The organism is Microvirga sp. BSC39 (assembly GCF_000739015.1).
Lineage (GTDB): Bacteria > Pseudomonadota > Alphaproteobacteria > Rhizobiales > Beijerinckiaceae > Microvirga.
Genome location: NZ_JPUG01000078.1, coordinates 288,560 through 309,653, shown reverse-complemented (window position 1 = coordinate 309,653; position 21,094 = coordinate 288,560). Strand labels below are relative to the sequence as shown.

20 protein-coding genes are annotated in these 21,094 nt (G+C 62.6%); 8 read left to right on the top strand and 12 right to left on the bottom strand.

Annotated elements, in window-relative coordinates; genetic code table 11:
• Positions 1 to 1,623 (top strand): hypothetical protein, encoded by a 1,623-nt coding sequence (locus tag MA07_RS25505; RefSeq protein WP_052003525.1) that lies wholly within the window; start codon positions 1 to 3, stop codon positions 1,621 to 1,623.
• Positions 1,624 to 1,635: 12 nt separating this feature from the next.
• Here the strand turns inward: MA07_RS25505 and MA07_RS25500 are convergent, their stop codons facing one another.
• Positions 1,636 to 2,814 (bottom strand): glycosyltransferase family 87 protein, encoded by a 1,179-nt coding sequence (locus tag MA07_RS25500; protein ID WP_036358775.1) that lies wholly within the window; start codon positions 2,812 to 2,814, stop codon positions 1,636 to 1,638.
• A 211-nt stretch (positions 2,815 to 3,025) separates the two neighbouring features.
• On the opposite strand from MA07_RS25500, the gene MA07_RS25495 reads away from it, so the two are divergent.
• A complete protein-coding gene (locus MA07_RS25495) occupies positions 3,026 to 4,216 on the top strand; it encodes a YihY/virulence factor BrkB family protein (protein ID WP_036358773.1) in 1,191 nt (396 codons plus the stop codon).
• Positions 4,217 to 4,422: 206 nt separating this feature from the next.
• On the opposite strand, the gene MA07_RS25490 is transcribed toward MA07_RS25495, so the two are convergent.
• From MA07_RS25490 to MA07_RS25460, 7 genes are all read right to left on the bottom strand, one after another.
• Positions 4,423 to 5,457 carry a UDP-glucuronic acid decarboxylase family protein gene (locus tag MA07_RS25490; RefSeq protein ID WP_036358771.1) on the bottom strand — a complete coding sequence of 345 codons (1,035 nt, stop codon included), beginning with the start codon at positions 5,455 to 5,457 and terminating at the stop codon, positions 4,423 to 4,425.
• Positions 5,458 to 5,565: 108 nt separating this feature from the next.
• Positions 5,566 to 6,675: a glycosyltransferase gene (locus MA07_RS25485; RefSeq protein ID WP_036358767.1), complete on the bottom strand. Its 1,110-nt coding sequence runs from the start codon at positions 6,673 to 6,675 to the stop codon at positions 5,566 to 5,568.
• Positions 6,672 to 7,766: a glycosyltransferase gene (locus tag MA07_RS25480; protein ID WP_036358764.1), complete on the bottom strand. Its 1,095-nt coding sequence runs from the start codon at positions 7,764 to 7,766 to the stop codon at positions 6,672 to 6,674. Before MA07_RS25480 ends, MA07_RS25485 begins: the two co-directional genes overlap by 4 nt.
• The gene (locus MA07_RS25475; protein ID WP_036358762.1) at positions 7,763 to 8,875 is read right to left on the bottom strand and encodes a glycosyltransferase; all 1,113 of its coding nucleotides are present in this window, start codon (positions 8,873 to 8,875) and stop codon (positions 7,763 to 7,765) included. The genes MA07_RS25480 and MA07_RS25475 overlap by 4 nt, the downstream gene beginning before the upstream one ends.
• Complete coding sequence (locus MA07_RS25470; protein WP_036358759.1) at positions 8,872 to 10,005, bottom strand: glycosyltransferase family 4 protein; 1,134 nt, start codon at positions 10,003 to 10,005, stop codon at positions 8,872 to 8,874. Before MA07_RS25470 ends, MA07_RS25475 begins: the two co-directional genes overlap by 4 nt.
• A 42-nt stretch (positions 10,006 to 10,047) precedes the next feature.
• The gene (locus MA07_RS25465) at positions 10,048 to 11,163 is read right to left on the bottom strand and encodes an SDR family NAD(P)-dependent oxidoreductase (RefSeq protein WP_052003524.1); all 1,116 of its coding nucleotides are present in this window, start codon (positions 11,161 to 11,163) and stop codon (positions 10,048 to 10,050) included.
• The gene (locus MA07_RS25460; RefSeq protein ID WP_081929165.1) at positions 11,160 to 12,272 is read right to left on the bottom strand and encodes an SDR family NAD(P)-dependent oxidoreductase; all 1,113 of its coding nucleotides are present in this window, start codon (positions 12,270 to 12,272) and stop codon (positions 11,160 to 11,162) included. The genes MA07_RS25465 and MA07_RS25460 overlap by 4 nt, the downstream gene beginning before the upstream one ends.
• A gap of 407 nt (positions 12,273 to 12,679) precedes the next feature.
• On the opposite strand from MA07_RS25460, the gene MA07_RS25455 reads away from it, so the two are divergent.
• From MA07_RS25455 to MA07_RS25430, 6 genes are read left to right on the top strand one after another with little or no spacing between them, the layout of a single operon-like run.
• Positions 12,680 to 13,762, top strand: coding sequence for an inositol-3-phosphate synthase (locus tag MA07_RS25455; protein WP_036359202.1), 1,083 nt, complete (start codon positions 12,680 to 12,682; stop codon positions 13,760 to 13,762).
• A 12-nt stretch (positions 13,763 to 13,774) separates the two neighbouring features.
• Positions 13,775 to 14,374: a histidine phosphatase family protein gene (locus tag MA07_RS25450; RefSeq protein ID WP_036358756.1), complete on the top strand. Its 600-nt coding sequence runs from the start codon at positions 13,775 to 13,777 to the stop codon at positions 14,372 to 14,374.
• The gene (locus MA07_RS25445; protein ID WP_036358754.1) at positions 14,371 to 15,480 is read left to right on the top strand and encodes a glycosyltransferase; all 1,110 of its coding nucleotides are present in this window, start codon (positions 14,371 to 14,373) and stop codon (positions 15,478 to 15,480) included. Before MA07_RS25450 ends, MA07_RS25445 begins: the two co-directional genes overlap by 4 nt.
• 2 nt (positions 15,481 to 15,482) lie before the next feature.
• Entirely contained in the window at positions 15,483 to 16,295 is an 813-nt protein-coding gene (locus MA07_RS25440) for a nucleotidyltransferase family protein (RefSeq protein ID WP_036358752.1), read from the top strand.
• A gap of 8 nt (positions 16,296 to 16,303) precedes the next feature.
• Complete coding sequence (locus MA07_RS25435; RefSeq protein WP_036358750.1) at positions 16,304 to 17,077, top strand: TIGR04290 family methyltransferase; 774 nt, start codon at positions 16,304 to 16,306, stop codon at positions 17,075 to 17,077.
• The gene (locus MA07_RS25430; RefSeq protein WP_036358748.1) at positions 17,074 to 18,003 is read left to right on the top strand and encodes a beta-xylosidase; all 930 of its coding nucleotides are present in this window, start codon (positions 17,074 to 17,076) and stop codon (positions 18,001 to 18,003) included. Before MA07_RS25435 ends, MA07_RS25430 begins: the two co-directional genes overlap by 4 nt.
• A gap of 85 nt (positions 18,004 to 18,088) precedes the next feature.
• Here the strand turns inward: MA07_RS25430 and MA07_RS25425 are convergent, their stop codons facing one another.
• The 4 genes from MA07_RS25425 to MA07_RS25410 all read right to left on the bottom strand — a co-directional run bounded on the left by MA07_RS25425 (position 18,089) and on the right by MA07_RS25410 (position 21,048).
• Positions 18,089 to 19,117, bottom strand: a complete 1,029-nt coding sequence (locus tag MA07_RS25425; RefSeq protein ID WP_036358747.1) for a Gfo/Idh/MocA family oxidoreductase — start codon at positions 19,115 to 19,117, stop codon at positions 18,089 to 18,091.
• On the bottom strand, positions 19,117 to 20,070 hold the full coding sequence (locus tag MA07_RS25420) for a zinc-binding dehydrogenase (protein WP_036359199.1): 954 nt from the start codon (positions 20,068 to 20,070) through the stop codon (positions 19,117 to 19,119). Before MA07_RS25420 ends, MA07_RS25425 begins: the two co-directional genes overlap by 1 nt.
• 154 nt (positions 20,071 to 20,224) lie before the next feature.
• Entirely contained in the window at positions 20,225 to 20,515 is a 291-nt protein-coding gene (locus MA07_RS25415; RefSeq protein WP_036358745.1) for a hypothetical protein, read from the bottom strand.
• A gap of 71 nt (positions 20,516 to 20,586) precedes the next feature.
• On the bottom strand, positions 20,587 to 21,048 hold the full coding sequence (locus tag MA07_RS25410; RefSeq protein ID WP_036358743.1) for a hypothetical protein: 462 nt from the start codon (positions 21,046 to 21,048) through the stop codon (positions 20,587 to 20,589).
• Positions 21,049 to 21,094: the final 46 nt, after the last annotated feature.

The window sequence follows — 21,094 nt, the reverse complement described above, 5'->3', positions numbered from 1 at the left end:
ATGAATGTTTCGAAGATACGCCCGGCATCCGTGGCGGCGCTCATCATTGCTGCGGCGGTAATCTGCGCCCTGCTGCTTGCCTTGCCAGGCCAGACGGTCACAACACGCTACCTGAACGATCTGTTCATCTTCCTCGATGGCGTGCATCGCGTGAGCGAGGGGCAGGTTCCCAACCGCGACTTCCATACGGCTCTCGGCCCGCTCGTCTACTACGTGCCGGTCTTGGGCTACTGGGTCTCAGGCCATCTCGGCGGAGCCATGCCTGTGGGCATGGCTCTTCTGGTTCTCATGATGGCGCTCGCTGCGGCCCAGATCGTCAGCTCGCGCCTGAGTCCTGTCATCGCCCTGCCGTTCTCTGTCTTTTTGATTTTGGTCGCAGCCGTCCCCATCAACTTAGGTGAGAGCATCGCCGGCCTCTCCTTCGGCATGTTCTACAACCGGGTCGGCTGGGCGGCTCTTGGTTTCCTCTTGATCCTGTATCTCCGGCCGCTTCACCGCCGCTCATTCCAAAGCGCACTCGATGCCTTCTGTGCCGCCTCGCTGACCCTCCTCATGCTGTACATGAAGCTCAGCTACGGGCTGGTGGCGCTCGGCTTTCTCATCTTGATGCTGCTCGACGCGCAGCAGCGGCGATGGGCGTTGGCAGCATTCGTCATGGTTCTGGCGGGCGGATTGCTGATCGAGTCCTTCTGGGGCGCAACCGAATCCCACATCGACGACCTTGTGCTGGCAGGCGGGGTTAGCGGCAGCTTCAAATCCCTGGATGAACTCGTCTCCGTGTTCCTCAGGAATCTCGCGGATTTTACCCTGTTTGCCCTGTTCGTCGCTCTCGCGCTCTGGCGAACGCGGAGCGTCCGAGACTTCCTCTTCTATGGGTTCTGCGCCGGCTCCGGCTTCATGCTGATCATGCAGAACTTCCAAGTCTGGGGCATCATTACCCTTCCGGCCGGAGCGGCCGTTGCGGCGGAGCTTCTGGCCCGGTCGGCGCCGGCATCGGTGAACAGGAAGGTTCCGGCCCTGGCTGCAGGCACTCAGCTTTTGCTGCTCGCTTTCGTTCTGCCCAGCAGCGCTCATCATGCCGCAACCCTCGGACTCCATGCCGCCCTTGCCAGCACGAGCCAGGGTCAAGCAGTGCCTTTGCCGAAGTTCGACCGGGTCAGGCTCGTGCAGTTGTGGACTGAAGACAACTACCCGGTCTTCTCCCGCTATCTCGAAAGCCTCGGCGACGGAGCTCGGGCTCTCTCCGCCCTTGGGACTGAGGTGGGCCGTGTCCACGTTCTCGATTTCGTGGGTCCCTTTTCAGCGGGTCTCGGCCTTGCGCCGCCGCGGGGCGACAGCACGTGGCACCACTGGGGGCGCACGATCAACGAGCACCACCATCTCCCTCCGGAGACGCTCTTTCAGGATGTCCGCGTGGTGATGGAGCCGAAGTGGCCCGTCGAGTTCGCAACCGCTCAAGGCTTGCGCCAGATCTATGCTGGCTACCTGTCCGACCATTATGACCTTGAGGAGGAAACGAAAGACTGGAAGGTCTATGTCCTTCGCGAGCCCGCGGAGACCGTCAGCCGCTCGCCTGAATCCGAACAGGACGAGGAGAAGATATCTCCCTCGAGCGGCGGCTGACCGCCCACATCCTCAAGAAGCGCTCGGCCTGTAATGACGCTCGGGCAATGGCATCGCGGCCGATCCCCGCTGTTCGCCCCGCCGGATACGACGCCACTCATCATTGATGAGAATGGCGAGGCACAGCACCAGCGCCCAGCTATAAACGGAGCCTGTTGTCAGCTGGATCCAGGCCGGCTTGCCCAGTTGGTCGATGATGAAGGGCACCGGAATGATGAGCAGGAGGGCGACGATGCGCATGGCGGGCTGGTGCCAGTGCCTCACGATCACGGGGAGCAGGAACAGCGTGTAGTGGATCCAGCCGAGCGGCGAAGCCAGAATTGACGCCAGGAGCGCCATGGCGCTGCCCGTGAGAACATCGGGCCGCCGCCACAAAGCCCAGACTGCCAGCCCTGCCAGGAGAAGAAGGCCGAGCACCAGACCGAAGGATGGGATCCCGGCCCGCGCCGCAAGACCTGCAAAGGATCCGTTCGTGAGGAAGAGAGCCCGGCTTCCGTCGGCGGCGACGAGTTCGAACCACTGGCGGTAGACCTCGGGTCCATAGATCAACAGCGGGATCAGGCTGATGGCGCCGGCTGTAACGAAGGCAACGATCGCAGAGCGATGATGCCCTGACAGGAAGAGAAGCACGGGCCAGACCAGAAAATTTGGTTTCATGGCCACGATGACGCCGATGAGGAGCCCCGCCCAGAGCCCTGCTCCGCGCTCAAGCAGCAGCCACGCTGCGATGCCGGCGAGCACCAGCGGCAGATAGATCTGTCCGAGAAAGAGCGTGTCCCAGAATCCGGCAAGCGCTAAAGCCCATACAGTGATGATAAGCGCCTCGACACGATTGCCGACCCGGGCGACGAGAAGAAGGATCGCTGCTGCATAGACAGCCACGGAGATCCAGCGCCAGACCTGGTACGTCACGTAAGGATCGGCCACATCGAAGGCCTGGAACAGAAGCGCCGAGATCGGCGGGTTGAGATTGGGGTTCCACGACTCGAATCCCGGCAGCTCGACGCGAAGGGTCAGCGGATAGACCCCATAGGGGTTGAGCCCCTCGCCGGCTGCGCGGCCGGATGCCACGAAGGATCCGAAATCCCACAGACCAGGCTCATGGATGATGCGGGGGAATTCGGCGTTGATCGCAAGAAGAGCCGCTATGACGGTGAGAATGCCTGTAGCCCAGCGCGCCGCTGCCGTCATTGCTGCTCCTTATGGTCAAGGCTGAAAGGGACTTTTTGGTTGTAGTGCAGCCTTATTCGAAACCTACCCCTGCAAGGGTTTCTTCCGGACTTCTGCCGCTGTCGCCGCCGGCGGTGAGGCAACCGATTGGAACCGCTGCCTTATTTACGAGGTTTACGCTTGAGCCCAAGCCGTTCCGGCTGGCACCCGACAAGTGAGGCTGTGTCTGACTATGGCGAATAATCCGGCTGTCCAGCAACCTGGAACGCAGCAATCTTCCTCGGCCGCAACGACCATGTGGGCTGTGGTTCTCGGCTGGGCCCTTGTAAGGCTCGTCGCCTCTGGGGAGCGCCGGCCCGTCCCGGCTGCAGCCGGACGCCCATTGCGGCGCCCTCAGCAGCAGGGTGCCGGCCAAAATCGGGATCGCGACACCGGTTTCTCTGAAAAGCAGCATGCCCCACCTCACGCAGCCAACGAACCGGGCCGCGGGCGCAGCGCGGACACGCCGACCGAAATTCCCTCTCAGGGTTGGAAGGACATCTTGTGGCGCACCTATGAGGAATTCGGCAAGGACCGGGTGATGTCCGTTGCCGCTGGCGTAACCTACTATGCCCTGCTTGCCATCTTCCCGGCCATTGCCGCCCTAGTCTCGCTCTATGGCCTCTTTGCCGATCCTGCGTCGCTGCAGGATCACCTCAATACCCTGTCGGGCGTGCTTCCTGGGGGCGCCCTCGATATCATCCGCGAGCAGGTCACGCGCATCGCCTCGCAAGGCGGAGGCACCCTGGGTTTCAGCTTTGTCATCGGTCTGGTCATTTCCCTCTGGAGCGCCAACGCCGGCATGAAGGCAGTCTTCGATGCTCTCAATATCGTCTACGACGAGGAGGAGAAGAGAAGCTTCATCAAGCTGAACGCCATGTCCCTCTCGTTCACCCTGGGAGCAATCGTCTTCATTATCCTCGCCATTACCGGAATCATCGTTCTGCCAATCCTTCTGGAGTTCATCGGTCTAGGCAGCAGCCTCGAGTGGCTTCTGTCCCTGGCACGTTGGCCGGTCCTGCTGCTTGTGGTCGTTCTTGGACTGTCCCTGGTTTATCGCTACGGCCCGAGCCGCGACAAAGCGGAGTGGAAGTGGGTCACACCGGGCGGCATCATCGCTGCCGTGCTCTGGCTTGCCGTATCGATGCTGTTCTCCTGGTACGTGGCCAACTTCGGCAGCTACAACGAGACCTATGGTTCATTGGGCGCGGTGATCGGCTTCATGACCTGGATCTGGATCTCGAGCGTGGTTGTGCTGCTCGGGGCCGAGGTCAACGCCGAGATGGAGCACCAGACGGCCAAGGACACGACGGAGGGCTCGCATCAGCCCATGGGCACCCGTGGAGCACAGATGGCGGATACGATCGGCGTTGCAAAGAGCTGACCCCGCTAAGATAGCCGAACAAGGGCGCTCCTGCGGGAGCGCCCTTTTCTTTTGTGCTTTGCCCATTTTGGCAGAGTTTATACCTGAGCCCAGTCGGTCAGGCGCATCAGATTCTCAAGGCTCTCAAGAGCCAGAGCAGAAAAAATGCGCTGACTGTCGCCAGCGCATTCATAGAAACTTCGATTGAAGGATGTGAAGTAAGGGGACTAGGCCTGCCCCATCGTGACTGCACTCTCCAGAGCCGGCGACGTCCGACCGGACTTACCATCGTGAGCTCTCTCGTCGGAGAACCACGCAATCGTGGACTTCAGACCAACTTCGAGCGAAGTCCGCGGCGACCAGCCGAGGAGCTGCTTGGCACGCGTGATGTCGGGGCGGCGGCGACGCGGATCGTCGATCGGCAAAGGCCGGGTGACGAGACGAGAGGACGAACCTGTCATCGCCAGAACCTTCTCGGCAAGGTCGCCAACCGTCAATTCAACCGGATTGCCGAGATTGACGGCACCCGGGAACGCGCCCTGATAGGCCATGAGGCGGAGAAAGCCGTCGACGAGATCCGACACGTAGCAGAACGAGCGCGTCTGGCTGCCGTCCCCATAGATCGTGATGTCCTCGCCGGCCAGCGCCTGGCAGATCACGTTCGAGACGACGCGACCGTCATCGGCCCGCATGCGAGGTCCATAGGTGTTGAAAATCCGCGCCACACGAACGTCGGCGCGACCGGAACGGTCGAAGTCGAAGGTCAGGGTTTCGGCGGCGCGCTTGCCTTCGTCGTAGCAAGCCCGAGGACCTGTGGGATTGACATTGCCCCAGTAGCTCTCGGTTTGAGGATGAACTTCGGGATCGCCATAGATCTCGCTCGTGGATGCCAGGAAGAAGCGTGCGCCAATCTCCTCCGAGAATGTCAGAAGATTGTGCGTGCCGATGACGCTCGTCAGCATCGTGTGCTCGGGATCGGCTTGATAATGGGGCGGCGAGGCCGCGCAAGCGAGATTGTAGACTTCGTCGAACTTGACGCGCTTGGAACGCAGACGAGCCGGCAACGGCTTGATGATGTCGCTATCGACGAGGTCGAAGCGAGGCTCCCGCTCCAGATGGCGGAGATTTTGCTTCCGACCTGTTTGGAAGTTGTCGAGAGCGACCACGTGAGCGCCTTCGCTGAGAAGAGCATCGCAGAGGTGGGATCCCAGAAATCCAGCACCGCCCGCAACAAGGACGTGCTTGTTTTTGCCATTCTTCATGCGAACGCTCCTTCAGACCGACAACGGGGTCCCGAGGTACAAACCTTTTTGGTCCAACGTTGAAGCTTGGCATTGGTTCAATACCGGCTTCTGAATCTATTCACAAAGTCAGGCTCCGACCTCCAGGGCGAGGGAAGAATCCCTGCGCGGGCGATCCATGGCCTCCATGAGATCCCGTTCCATGGAAGCGGCACGGTGCGCCGCCGTATGCTCGGCCAGGATCCGTGCCTGCGCCGAAGCACCCAGGGCTTTTCGCTGGGTCTCGGTCCATGTCCCCAGCACATCGAGGACATTGTCTGACGTCTTGGCGAGGACGATGTCCCGCCCCGGCTTGAGCAAAGTCTCGATGCCATCCCAAATATCGGAAATGATCGGCGTTCCGCAGGCGGCTGCCTCGAAGAGCCGAACGCTCGGGCTGTAGCCGGCGCGGATCATGTCGGCCCGGGTCACGTTGAGCGTGTACCGGCTCTGGGCGTAGAAAGCGGGATGGTCCCCCGGAGGGACGTGATCGATGCGCTCCACATTGGATGGCCAGTCTATGTCGGCGGGGTATTGCGGCCCGGCTACCACGAAGCGCAGATGCGGCGCACGCCGCGCGGGCTCAATCAGCAACCGCTCGAGAGTCGGCTGCCGGTCGGGACTATAGGTTCCGAGATAGCTGAGATCCCACCGCTTCTCGCGGTCGAGCGCAGGATATGCCTTCGGGTCGACCGAGCAATAGAGCGCCCGCGCCGCCGGCGATCCGTAATGCTCCATCAGGTAGTCGAGGGTCGGGCCACCGGTGAACGAAAAGTAGACGTCGTAATCCCGGATGAGAGCGGGCGTGAGATATTCGTGATCGCCCCGTTCCAGCTTCGCGAGCGTCACCGGCGTATCGATGTCGTAGAACGCCACCACGCCCTGCGCCGTCTGCTGCACCCACTGCCCGACGGCGACGCCTTCGGGCACGTAGGAACCGACGATGACCGCATCCGCACCTGCAACCACGTCGCGGTAGCGCCCGAGATCGTCCAAGCTAGAATAGAATTCAAGACGGCAGAACTCGGGATCGTGCAGATCGCGATGGGAAGCATACCAGGGCACGTCCCGTTCGAGGAACAGGATGTCGTGTCCCCGTGCTGCAAAGGCTTTCAGCAACGCGCGGAACGTCGTCGCATGACCGTTGCCCCACGACGAGGACAGGCTCAAGCCCAGAACGACGACGCGAAGCTTGCTCACGCCACGCTCCTTTCACGCTTCAGGGATGCCTCCTCGCGCAGGATCGTGTCCACCTCTGCGCCGCGGCGGGTATAGGTGTGCTCGGCCATGATCCGTGCCCGGGCGGCGTCGCCGATGGCACGGGCGCGCTCCGGAGTCAGCGCCTCGACATGATCGGCCACATCCTTGCCGTCGCGGGCCACGAGCACCTCCTCGCCCTCCTTCAGGAAGAGCTCAAGGCCGACCCAGGCATCCGTGATGAGGCACGCGCCGGCACCGGCGGCTTCGAAGACGCGGGTCGCGGGCGAGTATCCGGTCGTGGCCATCGAGTCCCGGGCGATGTTGAGAACTGCCAGCGGGCTCGTGTTGAAGGCGTTGTGATCACGGGTATAGACATGACCGATATGGCGCACGTTCGACGGTATGCCTTTGGTTTCCCAGCCATTGCCGCCGATGAGGAAGCTGCGGCTCGGGAGGCGAGCGGCGGGCTCCAGGAAGAACTGTTCCACACGGGCTTCGCGGTCAGGCAGTCGATTGCCGAGGAATGATAGATCCGCCTTGAAACGCTCGTCCGCCGGCACCGGATGGTGAGTCGACGGATCACAGGCATTGTAGACCGGGATGCAGCGGCGGGCGCCAAACCCCTCATAGGCCGCGATCACCGGCGGGCCTCCGCCATAGGTGAGCACCAGATCCAGCGCCGGCATGGTGCGGTGGAGCGGATGGTCCGGGCTTTCCCGCAGCTCGGCGAGGGTTGCCGGGGCATCCACGTCCCAGAAGATGCGGATGGCGTCAGGGCGCGATGCCGCCACGATGCCTTCGAGAAGTTCGTTGTCGAACACGCCGACCCCGGAAGCCTTCACCACCACGTCGGCTTTCGCGGCTTCGGCCACCACGCCGCGCATGGCTTCCTCGGTGGCCGGATAGACCCTCACCTCGGCCCATTCCGGCGGCTCGATGTCGCGATGCTTCTGGCGATCGAAGGCATCCGGCTCGTAGAAGGTGATGCTGTAGCCGCGGCGGGCGAGATCGCTCAGCAGACCGCGATAATAGGTGGCGGCGCCGTTCCAGTAGGAGGAGAGGAGGCTTGAGCCATAAAAGGCGATTTTCATACGGGCATCTCCATCGGCGCTCCGGCGCCGTGAGTAGCGAGGATGGCAAGAAGCTGTTCGGCCCGGTGGGCGCAGGAATGGCGGCTGCGAATGGCGTTGAGGCCATTCTCGACCAGTGAGCGGCGCAGGTCGGCATCGTTGCGAACGGCGTTAAGATGGCGCTCCATCTCGGCTTCATCTCGTGCCACCAGATAATCCGTTCCCGGATTGAACAGGTCTTCCGAGTCGCTCCAGGGGGCAGAGATCAGCGGGATGCCGCAAGCCAAGGCTTCGAACACACGGATGGTGGGGATGCCCGGCAGCATATCGACATAGAAGCGGCGCGGCACATGCACCGTTGCCAGATGCCGCGCAAAGATCTCCGGCGCACGAGCATTAGGCAGCCAGCCGCGATAGGTCACCCCATAGCGGGCAAGCGTTTGGAGCGCGTGCTCGGGATACCGAACTCCATAGATGTCCAGTGGCAAGCCAACGGTCTGTGCCGGGCGGAAGAGGAAGCTCTCCAACTCGGCACTTCGTTCATCATCGCCCCAGTTGCCGATCCAGACGAGGCCCTCCCGCTCTCCTTCTTGAGCAGGAGGATGGAACAGGCGTGTGTCGGCAGCTTCGTGCCAGACGTAAACTCGTTCTCCCCAGCCCCAGCGTCGATAAACCTCCGCAAGAGTTTCACCGAAGGCGAGGACGCCATCATATCCGTCGAGATCGAACTGGCGGATGGCATTGGGATCACTTACGGCCCGGTGGTGCGTGTCATGGAAGAGGAGCGTGAAGCGGCCGCCTTGTCTGCGCACCTTGCCAATAGCGGCAACAAGCCAAGGATCATTCCATTCGTGGACGATCACCACATCGGCATCGGCGAGCGTCTCTGCGAGATCGAGATCAGGATCGAAGACGGTCGATGACAGTTCGGGATAAAGACTGTGGTAAGCGTCAAGCCCCGCCCCGCCATGATCCTTCAGCAGGTTCTCGAGACTCCAGGCGCCCCTGGGCTCATAGGCCAGCACCTCATGCCCGCGGTGAACGAGATCGCGCAGCACGCCGCGTAGGAAATGCGCGTTGCCGTGATTCCAGCAGGAGGCAAGGGAATGCGTGAAATAGACGAACTTCATGCGGCGGCGCCCTCAAGGGAGGATTGACGGGATGTGCCGGCGAGCACGGATTGATAGGCCGTCAGAACACCTCCACTCATGGCCTCGACGGTATATGCCGCGGACCTTCTTCTGGCTGCACGTCCGAGAACGGCTCGTGCCTCCGGGTCCTGCGCCAGGCGCTCGACTGCATCGGCAGCCTCATTCGCATCTCGTGGATCCACGAACAGGGCCGCGCCCTCCCACAGCTCCCGGAACGTCGGGATGTCGGAGAGGACAAGAGCGCACCCGGCCTGGGCTGCCTCCAGCACGGCGAGGCCGAAGGGTTCATAGAGCGCGGTCGACACAAAGATCGGCTGCTGACCGAGATGCCGGGCGACATCCTCGTCGCTCAAGCGGCCGAGAGGCTTGGCATGATGGGCCTCGATTCGAGCGCCGTTCGGTCCCTCTAGCGGGCCTGCGGCGAGAACCGGTATCGACAGCCGCGCAGCCATGCGATCGATGGCGGCAAAATTCTTCCCCTCGTCCCAGAGACGCCCCGCGGTGAAAGCGAGAACGTCGGAGTGAGCATTCGCCTCACCCTGCAGAGCGCGCCTTCCGTTTCTCACAACGGCAGGAGGCTGCGTGAGAACATAGGCCTCCGCTGTTGCATCTGCGAATGCAAGAGTGGGCGCGAGAAGTTTGCTTGCAGCGGCATAGCCCCGCTGGACGAGCTTAGTGCGCCAGATGAAATCCTCCGGCAGCGCCCCACCTTTGACCGCTTGCCACCAAGTGGCAACGCAGGAATGGCATGCTGCCACAACCGGAACGTCAAATCGCCCATCGGCTGCCAGCGCCGCCGCATTGAGATGAACGAGATCCGGCCGGATCTGCGCTGCGAGGCGCGCAATGGATCGGCTTGCCTCCTTCACTTCGTCCTGGTGAGATGCGGTCCAATCGAGCGGCAGGCCTGTCAAGACAAGATCCGCACCAATCGCTTCGGCCAAGGCCTGCTGATCCGTCGAGGGTACCGGACCCAGCACCGCAATGGTCGTTCTGACACCGTGCGTCCGCAGACCGCCGGCAAGGTCGAGGGCATATTGCCAAACCCCGCCGACGGCATCGGCCGTCATAAGCACATGCAGGCCTTTTGCGGCGTCAGCCGTGGTCATTGCAGTTCTCGACAATACGCAACCAAAGCCCAAGGCCTGCATTCATGACAGAGCCTCGGCGGTCTGCAGACGGGGAGCCGACTGCAACGGCGCGTGTCCTCTCTCCGCCTGGAGCCAGCTCGCCAGGGCAGCGACGCCCTTGAGCCATGAGATCGGCTGCTTCAGGCCGAGTTCCCGCGTCACGAGACGGGTGTCGGAGACGTAGTAGCGCTGATCGCCGGCCCGCCAGTCGGAATAGATGGTCTCGACCGGGCGGCCGATCACATCCTCGATGTGGGTGATGAGCTGGCGCAGGCTGATGGCATTCGTCGGACCTCCACCGAGATTGAAGGCCCGGCCCTGGACCACGTCGATCCGCTTCCACGCGGCCGCATAGGCATCGACCGCATCGGATATGTTGAGCACGTCGCGGACCTGGCAGCCATCGCCGTAAATTGTAATCGGCTCGCCTTCGAGAGCGCGGATCAGGAAGTGAGCCACCCAGCCCTGGTCCTCGGTCCCCATCTGCCGCTGGCCATAGATGCAGCTCATCCGCATCACGCAGGTGGGAATGTCGAAGGAGCGGGCGTAGTCCAGAACATACTGATCGGCCGCTCCCTTGGAGCAGCCGTAGGGCGTGTGGAAATCGAGGGGCCGTGTCTCGCCGATCCCCGCATCCCGGATTGCGGGATCGCTGGGTTTGTAGGCGTCGTTCGTCCTTTCGAGCTCCACATCCGCAAGATCGCCATAGACCTTGTTGGTGGAGGCGAAGATCAGCGGCACCCGCTCGTCGCGCTGCCGGAGCGCATCGAGCAGGTTCAACGTGCCGCGGATATTGATCTCGAAATCCTCGCGCGGATCGACGAGGCTCGTCGTGACGGCGACCTGTGCCGCCATGTGGAACACGGCCTGGGCATCACCCGCAGCATCGGCTACGGCGGTCTCGTCGCGAATGTCCCCAACGACAGCCGAGATCTTGTTTGGATGCCGCTTCTTCAGCCACTCCAGATTGCGGTCGACGCCCGGGCGCGCCAGGGCGTCATAGACCAGAACGTCATGACCCTCGCTTGCGAAGCGGTCAGCGAGATTGGAGCCGATGAAGCCCGCGCCGCCGGTGACCAGAACAGGCCTCCGGCGAACGACGGCAGGGGCACCGGCAGGTGCGTCGGTTGTCTTCATGCCACCAAGCCTCTCGCCTCAAGCTCCTTACGAGCTTCCTGCACGAGATCCTTGGCTTCCTGCTTGGCGACCCACTCGGCGAGTTCGGCCAGACCTTCCGAGAAATCCTTCTTCGGGTTGTAGCCCAATTCCTGCTGGATCTTCGTGATGTCGGCAATGCAGTGGCGGATATCGCCGATGCGTGCCTTGCCGGCGATCTCGGGCGCCATGGGACGGTTCATGGCCTGGGACAGCAGCTCTGCCACTTCGGAAACGCTGCGATCCTGGCCGCTGCCGACATTGTAGACGCCGCCCGGCGCCTTCTCGTGCTCGAGGGCCAGCACGAAGGCCTGCGCCACGTCCTCGACATGAACGAAGTCGCGACGCTGCTGGCCATCCTCGAAGATCATCGGCGGCTGACCGTTGTGGAGCCGCGAGGCAAAGATTGCGAGAACGCCGGTATAAGGATTGGACAGGGCCTGCCCGGGACCATAGGCGTTCCAGAGCCTGAGTGCGACACCCTCCATGCCGTAAGCAGGGCAGAGGGTCAGCGTGAGCCGCTCCTGAACATATTTCGACAGGGCATAGACGGAAGCTAATGCCGGCTTCTTCCATTCCGGCGTCGGCACCGGAATGAGGGGACGCCCCTGCTCGTCGAGAGGATCCCAAGGATCACTCTCGCTCGCCCGCGGCGTGCGCACGACATCCTCACGGATCCGTCCTTCCGCATCCTTGTAGAGGCCCTCGCCATAGATGCTCATGGACGAGGCGACGACCACCCGCTTGACCGGGTTGTCGATGAGTTGCTGGAACAGCACCGCCGTGCCGTAATCGTTCACGGAGACATAACGGTCGACGGCGTACATGCTCTGACCGACACCGACCTCAGCCGCGAGGTGAACCACCTTGGTGGCTCCCTTCAAGGCCCTCAGGACGGCCGTCTCGTCACGCACATCGCCGACAACCACCTCAACCTCGGGATCGAGCCCGTCGGCCTGCGTCTTGTCGCCGTGGACCTGCTCGATAAGGCTGTCGAGCACGCGAACCCGGTGGCCGCGCTCCAGGCAGGCGCGAGCAACATAGCGTCCGATGAAACCCGCACCGCCGGTAATGAGGATGGTATCCGTCACGAGATGACTCCGGATCTGTTGTCGATTCAGCAGGCCAATGAGCAGAGCGGGAGGTATCCTGCTCCCCGACTGGAAAAGCGACGCGAGACCTCCGCCATTTCCAGGCAGGAATGGGCGTTGGCGGAGCCATCAGGCGCCGGTCACGCCGCGCACTCCCCTCGCAAGCTTGGCCTTTCCCACTGGAAACGCCGAAGCTTCATCTTTGTTCCTGCACCTGCTGAGTAGTTTGGGCGCTGCCGCGCTAAGACAAGAGACCCAAGCCAGGAATCGAGAGAGGGAACTACATACCTTTCTCGAACGTTGACGGCCAAGCTTGGGACAATGCTGCCCGGTATTTGCCTGCCGCCGCCTTTGGGCGCACCGCGAGAGTGCAGGCAATCGTTCGAATGCACAAGGGAGATTCGACCATGAGTACGGGAAAGGTCCGCGTCGGGATCGTGGGCGTCGGCAACTGTGCCTCGTCCTTCGTGCAGGGCCTTTCCTATTACAAGGACGCCAAAGGCAACGAGCCTGTGCCGGGGCTGATGAATGTGGACATCGGCGGATATCATATCAGCGATGTGGAGGTCTCATCAGCTTTCGACATCAGCGCCTCGAAGGTTGGTCGCGACGTCTCGGAGGCGATCTTCGCCGAGCCCAACAACACGCAGCGCTTCGCGGCCGTTCCCGAGAGCGGGATCATCGTTCATCGTGGCAAGACCCTCGACGGGCTCGGCAAGTACCTGCGCGAGGAGATTGAGGAATCGGGCCAGGAAGAAGCCGACGTGACGGAGATCCTGCGCCAGTCCAAGACCGATGTCCTGGTCTCATATCTGCCTGTTGGGTCCCAGAAAGCAACGGAATGGTATGCCGAGCGGGCGCTGGAGGCGGGCTGCGCCTTCGTCAACTGCATTCCGGTGTTCATCGCCTCCAACCCGGAATGGCGCAAGCGCTTCGAGGAGCGCGGCCTGCCCATCGTGGGTGACGACATCAAGAGCCAGGTCGGCGCCACCATCGTCCATCGCGTGCTGGCCAATCTCTTCCGTGAGCGCGGGGTGCGGCTTGACCGAACCTACCAGCTCAACTTCGGCGGCAACACCGATTTCCAGAACATGCTGGAACGGGAGCGCCTCGAATCCAAGAAAATCTCCAAGACTCAGGCTGTATCAAGCCAACTCGACATCCCCCTGCCCGCGGGCGATATCCATGTGGGACCAAGCGACCACGTGCCGTGGCTCACGGACCGGAAGTGGGCCTATATCCGCCTGGAAGGCACCACGTTCGGCGGCGTACCGCTGAACATGGAGGTGAAGCTGGAAGTCTGGGACTCGCCGAATTCCGCCGGGATCGTCATCGACGCTGTGCGCTGTGCGAAGCTCGCCATGGATCGCAAGATCGGCGGCGCACTGACCGGCCCCTCCAGCTATTTCATGAAGTCGCCGCCGCAGCAGTTCACCGACAATGAAGCCCGCGAGAGAACCATTCAATTCATCAACGGCGATGAAGAATAGGGACGCCAAGGCGTGACCACCACGTTCCATCTTGTGCGCCATGCAGCCCATGACCGTGTCGGGACGATTTTGTGCGGCCGCATGCCGGGCGTGCATCTCGGCGCACTGGGGAAGGCTCAGGCTGAACGCTTGGCGGATCGCTTTGCCAATGAGAACGTGGCCGCAATTCACACAAGTCCTCTCGAGCGGGCTGTGGAGACTTCCGAGCCTATTGCGGCCCGTCTCGGACAGTCGCTTGAAGTATCCGAGGACATTGCTGAGATCGACTTCGGAGCTTGGTCCGGCACGAGCTTCGAAGCACTGGCGCAGGATCCCCGCTGGGCGGCATGGAACAATGCCCGCAGCAACAGCCGCCCACCCTATGGGGAGACAATGCTCGAAGCACAGGCGCGCATCGTGGGCGCCCTTGAGCAGCTGCGCCACCGCTATTCGGATCGTACCGTCATTCTCGTCAGCCACAGCGACGTGATCAAGGCCGCCCTGCTCTACCATCTCGGCCTGCCGGTCGATGCCTATGGGCGTTTCGACATCGAGCCTGCCTCCATCAGCACCCTCGCGGTCGGCGACTGGGGCTCCAAAGTGCTGCGTTTGAACGAAGTGGTGGCCGCATGAAGATCGTCATTTTCGGCCTCACGGTTTCCTCATCCTGGGGCAATGGCCACGCGACGCTCTGGCGAGGTCTCATCCGTGCCCTTGCGAGGCGCGGACACAGGGTCGTCTTTTTTGAGAAGGATGCGCCCTATTATGCGGCCAACCGGGATCTCTTCGAGATTCCGGGCGGAGATCTGGTCTTCTACCAGGATTGGGGCGACATCCGGCAGCGCGCCGAGGCCGAGCTGATCGATGCGGATGTGGCCATGGCGACCTCCTATTGCCCGGACGGTATCGCGGCCAGCGAGCTCCTGCTCGATGCGCCGCGCCCGCTCCATGTGTTCTACGATCTCGACACGCCGGTCACCTTCTCGCGCTTGGAGGCAGGGGAGCCCATCACCTATATCGGCCCGCGAGGCCTGCGCGACTTCGATCTGGCGCTCAGCTACACGGGCGGCCGCGCTCTCGCCAGGCTTCAGTCGGAGCTCGGAGCCCGCCGTGTTGCGCCGCTTTACGGTCATGTAGATCCCGATGTGCACCACCCGGTGCAGCCGGCAGACCACTATAGGTCGGACCTCTCCTATCTCGGCACCTATGCGGCTGATCGTCAGGCCGCCCTGCAGCGCCTGTTCATCGATCCTGCGGGCTTGCGTCCGAACCATCACTTCCTGATCGGGGGCGCGCAGTATCCTGCCGACTTCCCCTGGCAGCCCAACATCTCTTTCGTCCGGCATCTGCCACCATCCGAACACCCTGCCTTCTTCTCGTCCTCGCGCCTGACGCTCAACATCACCCGGCAGGCCATGGCCGATATGGGCTGGTGCCCCTCAGGGCGTCTGTTCGAGGCGGCTGCCTGCGGCGCGCCCATCCTGTCCGATAACTGGGAAGGCCTCGACAGCTTCTTCGAGCCCGGTCAGGAGATCCTAATCGCGGATACGCGTGAAGATGCCGTCAGCGCTCTCGATCTCACGGACGCAGAGTTGGAACGCATCGCCAGGGCGGGCCGCGAGCGGGTGCTCGCTGAGCACACCTCGGAGCATCGAGCTCGCGAGCTTGAGATCCTGCTGGAGAGCGCCAGTTCCCCCTCATCCTCGACCGGCGGCTCGGCCGCCATGATGGAGGCCTGACCATGTGGGGGATCATACCTGCAGCAGGGATCGGCAGTCGCATTCAGCCGCTGGCTTTCTCGAAGGAACTTCTCCCGGTGGGCAGCCGCCTCGACGACGGCGTTGAGCGTCCCTGCGCGGTCAGCGAGTACCTCGTCGAGCGCATGATCCATGGCGGCGCCGACAAGATCTGCTTCGTGATCTCGCCCGGTAAGTCCGATATCATGGAATATTACGGCGCGAGCTACGGGACCGCCTCCATCGCCTATGTGGTTCAGCCCAAGGCGAGTGGGTTGTGCGACGCCATCTTCCAGGCGGCCCCTCTGATCCCGGCCGATGAGAGTGTGATCGTCGGCTTGCCGGATACGGTCTGGTTTCCCGAGACGGCACTCGCGGAGCTTCCGGAAGGAACCCTCTCGTTCCTGCTTTTTCCGGTCGACAACCCGCAGGTCTTCGACGCCGTCGTCTTGGACGAGACGATGCACGTGCAGGAGATTCAGGTGAAGCGGGAGGATGCGTCCTCCCGTTGGATCTGGGGTGCCTTCAAGATGCCGGGTCACGTCCTCCAGGCGCTGCGCCAGCTCTGGCTCTCGCGCAATCGCGAGGATGAATATTTCGGCACCCTGGTGAATGCCTATCTGGCTCAAGGTGGCGAGGCCATCGGGGTCAAGGCCGGTGCGTCCTACGTCGATGTCGGGACGCTCCACGGCTATCGCTCCGCCATCGGCTTGCTCAGCGAGGCGGCCCAGCAGGAGAATGTCACAGGCGCGCGGGTGGCCCTGGGCTGGCCTGCCGGCCGGCTGCCGCGTGGCCTCCATGATTTGAACAGGGAGTAGACTCCACGATGAACGCAATCGATCCAATGCCACCGGAAGAAATCCGCCGCAAAGCCGAAGCGCTTGGCCCCTGGTTTCATAATATCGAGCTGAAAGGCGGCGTCTGGACCGCGCCTGACCATTTCCTCGGCAACTACCCTGCCGTGAAGTGGCAGCAATTTTCTGAGGCGATCCCGCAGGACCTTACCGGCAAGAGCGTGCTCGACATCGGCTGCAACGGCGGCTTCTACTCCATGGAGATGAAGAAGCGCGGAGCGGAGCGCGTGCTGGGTGTCGATTTCGACGACGCCTATCTTGCACAGGCCCGTTTTGCCGCTCAGACCATGGGCTGCGACATCGAGTTCCGAAAGCTTTCGGTCTACGACCTCGGGCAGCTTGGAGAGACGTTCGACGTGGTGCTCTTCATGGGCGTCCTCTATCACCTGCGCCACCCGCTACTCGCTCTTGATCTTATCCACGAACACGTTGCCAAGGACCTCCTCGTGTTCCAGTCGATGCAGCGCGGCTCATCGGAGGCCATGCCGGTCGATGAGAACTACACCTTCTGGCAGACGGACCATTTCGACGATCCGCGCTACCCGAAGATGCACTTCATCGAACATCGCTATGCCGATGATCCGACTAACTGGTGGGCGCCGAATTCGGCTTGCGTGGAAGCCATGCTCCGCAGTGCCGGGTTCGAGATCGTCCAGCATCCCGAAACCGAAGTTTACATCTGCCGCCGTGTCGATGCCCCGCCCGGTGCGGGCGCCGTCTACCCGGCCCAAGGGAGAACCGCATGATCGAAGCCGCAATGATCTGGAACGAGCCGAACAACAAGTCCCACTGGGATCCTGAGATCGATCCGGATTGGAAGCTCTTCTCCGACATGGTGATTGCCGCCGGTCAGGCCATCAAGGCCGAGAACCCCAACCTGCCCCGCGTGCTGGGTGGCATCTCGCCCATCGATCCAGGTTTCATCAGGAAGCTGGAGGAGCATGGCGCCCTCGATCATCTCGACATCGTAGCCGTCCACGGATTTCCGCTCGACTGGAACCTGTGGCAGATTCATGACTGGCCGGCGAAGATCGATGAGATCCGGGCCGTGACGGACAAGCCTATCTGGGTGAGCGAAGTCGGCATCTCGACCTTTGGAGCCGAGGAAGTGCAGGTCTGGGGCCTGAACAGAACCGCGGAGCTTCTCATCGGCAAGGTGCCGAAGATCCACTGGTACAGCCTCTACGACCTGCCCCGCGCCTGGGAGGCCACGACGCGACACCGGGAGGCGGAAGGATCCTCCTATTACCGCCACTTCTACATGGGCCTGCTGCGCGAGGACGGCACGCCGAAGCCCTCTCTCGAGGAATATGCGAAGTACGCATCCCAGATGGGCCTGTGTCAGTGGTTCCACTTCGAGGATCATCGTCTCGACGATGCGGTGATGTGGATGAAGCGCCTGGGCGTGAAGTATCTGCGCACAGGGCTGTCCTGGGCCGACAGCTTCCGTCCCAATGCGATGGATTGGTTCGACCGCCAGATGGAAGCGCTCGCCGATTTCGACGTGACGGTGACCTTCTGCTTCACGCCCGAGCATCGCGGAATCGCGCCCCACCACACCAGCGCCCCGCAGGTGAAGGAGGAGTTCGCCGAGTTCTGTGCCACCATGGTCCGGCGCTATGCGCCTGCCAATCAGTCGGCGCCAGCCGGCAAGGTTCTGGAAGTGCTCTGAGTCCGACTATCGAACCTTTCAACAAAGAGGCGGCTGAACTCGGTTCAGCCGCCTCTTTCAATGTCAGCCCTTTGGAAGCCGATCCCTATCGTCCGTAAATTCTGTCCAGCACACGGGCCACATCCACCAAGTGCTCCGCCGCGGGATCGAACCGCTCGCCCGCCGCCAACCGTGAGGCCCAGTCGGCCGCCGCGCGTCCGCCCCATTCGTCGGGAGGTGTCGTCAACGCCTCGCGGGACGTGCCATGATAACGCTCCGCGGTGAAATCGTAGAAGGAGCCGTTCACGTTGCGCAGCGACACGCCGCCCTGAGTACCGTAGAAGGTGGCAGAAATCACAGCCTCGCATCCGGCCTGCAACCGCCAGGAGCAGGCGAGCTGCACCACGGCGCCGGTTTCCAGTTCCACGGTTGCAACCGCGTAGTCCTCGACCTGATTGGCCGTATCCTTGAGGGGCGCACCGCCCGCGAAGAGCTTGCCCGTGACGCTGGCAATGGCGGGGTTGTTCAGGCTCCACAGGGCGAGATCCACGAGGTGGACGCCGAGATCCATCACGCAGCCGCCGCCGGAGAGAGCCGGATCGTAGAACCACGGCTTGTCAGGGCCATAGGCGTTGTGGAACACCAGGTCCACGGCATAGATGTGCCCCAGCTCTCCCGAGTCGATGATCTCGCGAATGCGTTGCATGCCTTCCGTGAAGCGGTAGGAGAGATCGACGCAGAGCAGCCGGTCGGCCTTGCGGGCGGCATCGACCACCGCCTGCACCTCCGTGGTCGTGCGGCCGAGCGGCTTCTGGCAGAACACCGCAACACCGCGCTCCAATGCGCGGATCGACTGCTCCGCGTGCATGGCGCTGGGCGTTGCGATCACCACACCGTCGACGCCGGCATCGAGGATCTCGTCGAGCGTCGAGACCAGCTTTGCATCCGGCGCCAGCTTGCCGGCCTCCGAGGCCATCTCCGGCGACGGATCGGCGATGGCAGCCACGTCAACCGCTCCTGTGCCGAGGATCGCCTGCATGCGGTGCCGGCCGATCCAGCCGACCCCGAGAAAGCCGAGGCGGGGGCGGGCAAGAGAGGTTTCGGACTGTTCCTTTTGAAGAGCCTGCTGCGCCATCAGTAGGTTACCAGAGCTTTGAGAAATCCATCCGGCCGGTCACGCGTGGCGTCGAGCGCCTCGTCCAGCCGGTCCAGGGGATAAGTATGAGTATAGAGGAAACTCGGATCGAGTCTGCCCGATGCAATGGCATCCACCGCCTCGCGAAGACCCTGCATGTAGATCTTCGGGTCGCGCTCATGGGCGTTGATCACATCGATGCCACGCCAGTTCCACAGCCACATATTCACCTGCCGGGGACCGTCCTGATGGTATCCGGCGACGATCAGCTTGCCGCGCTCGCGGGTGAGTTCTCCGGCAAGATCCAGCGGCCATTGCTTGCCGACAGCCTCGATCACGCGATCACAGAACGTGCCGGCCGTCAGCTCCTTCACCTTCTCAATGATCCCGTTGTGATCGTCCATCGGGATCGTCTCGGCCGCGCCCATGCGGCGGGCGAGGTCGAGCGAGAAGGGCCGGCGCGAGATCGCGATCACGCGGGCACCGGCGTCGGTTGCAAGCTTCGTCAGGATGGCGCCGAGGAAGCCGATGCCGATGATGGCAACAGTCTGCCCGGCTTCGATTTCGCTGCGGCGGAAGATGTTCATGGCGCAGCCGAGCGGCTCGCCAGGAAACGGCTGCCCTTCAAGCGCCTTCGGCAGCGGCACCACTGCCTCTGCATCGGCGAGATCGTACTCGGCATAGGACTTGTAGGAGAGCGCCGAGACGCGATCACCGACCGACAGACCGTCGACACCCTCGCCGAGGGCATCCACGAAGCCCCAGGCTTCGTGTCCAAGCCCACCCGGTTCGGTGGGGTACTGCATCCATTCCGGGCCGGCCCAGGGGGTCAGATTCGAGGCGCAGACGCCACAACCCTCCAGGCGCAGGCGGACCTGACCGGGGCCGGGCTCCGGGCGTGCCACTCGGCGCACCTCGATCTGACCAGGTCCTGTCAGGATAGCCGCCCGCATGGCCTGAGCCGCTCCGGCTTGATCGCTCTTATGCGAAAGTGTGGAAATATCGCTGCTCGTGCCGCTCTCGTTCAGCAAGTCTGGCCCTCCACTGTGATGCCCGAGCAATTAGGAACCGGGGAGGAGACTTCAAGGCTTGGCTTTATGGCCGCTATCAAGGAGCGTTTTCGGAGTTCTTCTGGGCGACGTAATCCCTGCGTGCTGCGCTGTCGGGCTCCACGTTCTTCTCCGCGCACCAGCGGGCGAAAGCTTCAGGCTCGATCAGGATGCGGCTGACGTGAAGACCGGCCTGTCTGCCGACGGCCTCATTATTTTCGGCGGCCGCAAGCCAGCTCTCGTAGGTGGGCGCCAGGTTGTGCCGGTCGGCCATTATCTCGCGGATGCGCTGGTAATCCTCACGACTGTACCATGGCAATCCGATCCGACGCGCCGGCTCGTTGGTCATTCCCGTTGCCCCACATTAACCCAGCCATCGAGCCCTCTCGTTCCGGGAGGGCTCGACGCTGCAGCATTTCCTCAGCTCAGCATATAGAGCACAGCGGGTGCCGCGGTCAGCAACCCGGCTGCCGTCAATAACGTGAACCGATGATCGGGGTTCGCGATACGATGAACTTTTCGGGCGGTGCTCCCGGCCTCCATGCTCCAGCCGTTCATGCAGGAGCAGAGTAGGCGGTGAGAGGCTCCCTCGGACAGTTCGAAGAACTCCATGGCGTCTCCGAGCGTATCGCCCTTCAAGCCTGCGGCGCGCAGGATCGGATCCTCGAAGGCGACCGTGATCGGCGACTCGTCAGACCGCAATTGCGGTCGCTTGTCTTTCGGGACGAACTCGATCTCTCCCAGAGACCTCAGGCGCCGCTTCGGCTGGCGCTCCAGCACCTCGGCCCAGCGTTCGAGGCGTTCGCGGCGGGACAGGAAACCTTGGTTGAACTCATGCACCTCAGCGACGCTACGCAGCTTCTCTACAGGCTTGTGTTCCATAGGTATTCTCCTGCAAGGGAGCCGACCCGCGATCCGGGCCGAGCCC

Bases quoted from the DNA above. Each gene is read 5' to 3' on its own strand.
- MA07_RS25505 (WP_052003525.1), top strand. From the start codon at position 1: ATGAATGTTTCGAAGATACGCCCGGCATCCGTGGCGGCGCTCATCATT.
- MA07_RS25500 (WP_036358775.1), bottom strand. From the start codon at position 2,814: ATGACGGCAGCGGCGCGCTGGGCTACAGGCATTCTCACCGTCATAGCG.
- MA07_RS25495 (WP_036358773.1), top strand. From the start codon at position 3,026: ATGGCGAATAATCCGGCTGTCCAGCAACCTGGAACGCAGCAATCTTCC.
- MA07_RS25490 (WP_036358771.1), bottom strand. From the start codon at position 5,457: ATGAAGAATGGCAAAAACAAGCACGTCCTTGTTGCGGGCGGTGCTGGA.
- MA07_RS25480 (WP_036358764.1), bottom strand. From the start codon at position 7,766: ATGAAAATCGCCTTTTATGGCTCAAGCCTCCTCTCCTCCTACTGGAAC.
- MA07_RS25475 (WP_036358762.1), bottom strand. From the start codon at position 8,875: ATGAAGTTCGTCTATTTCACGCATTCCCTTGCCTCCTGCTGGAATCAC.
- MA07_RS25470 (WP_036358759.1), bottom strand. From the start codon at position 10,005: ATGACCACGGCTGACGCCGCAAAAGGCCTGCATGTGCTTATGACGGCC.
- MA07_RS25465 (WP_052003524.1), bottom strand. From the start codon at position 11,163: ATGAAGACAACCGACGCACCTGCCGGTGCCCCTGCCGTCGTTCGCCGG.
- MA07_RS25455 (WP_036359202.1), top strand. From the start codon at position 12,680: ATGAGTACGGGAAAGGTCCGCGTCGGGATCGTGGGCGTCGGCAACTGT.
- MA07_RS25445 (WP_036358754.1), top strand. From the start codon at position 14,371: ATGAAGATCGTCATTTTCGGCCTCACGGTTTCCTCATCCTGGGGCAAT.
- MA07_RS25440 (WP_036358752.1), top strand. From the start codon at position 15,483: ATGTGGGGGATCATACCTGCAGCAGGGATCGGCAGTCGCATTCAGCCG.
- MA07_RS25435 (WP_036358750.1), top strand. From the start codon at position 16,304: ATGAACGCAATCGATCCAATGCCACCGGAAGAAATCCGCCGCAAAGCC.
- MA07_RS25430 (WP_036358748.1), top strand. From the start codon at position 17,074: ATGATCGAAGCCGCAATGATCTGGAACGAGCCGAACAACAAGTCCCAC.
- MA07_RS25425 (WP_036358747.1), bottom strand. From the start codon at position 19,117: ATGGCGCAGCAGGCTCTTCAAAAGGAACAGTCCGAAACCTCTCTTGCC.
- MA07_RS25420 (WP_036359199.1), bottom strand. From the start codon at position 20,070: ATGCGGGCGGCTATCCTGACAGGACCTGGTCAGATCGAGGTGCGCCGA.
- MA07_RS25415 (WP_036358745.1), bottom strand. From the start codon at position 20,515: ATGACCAACGAGCCGGCGCGTCGGATCGGATTGCCATGGTACAGTCGT.
- MA07_RS25410 (WP_036358743.1), bottom strand. From the start codon at position 21,048: ATGGAACACAAGCCTGTAGAGAAGCTGCGTAGCGTCGCTGAGGTGCAT.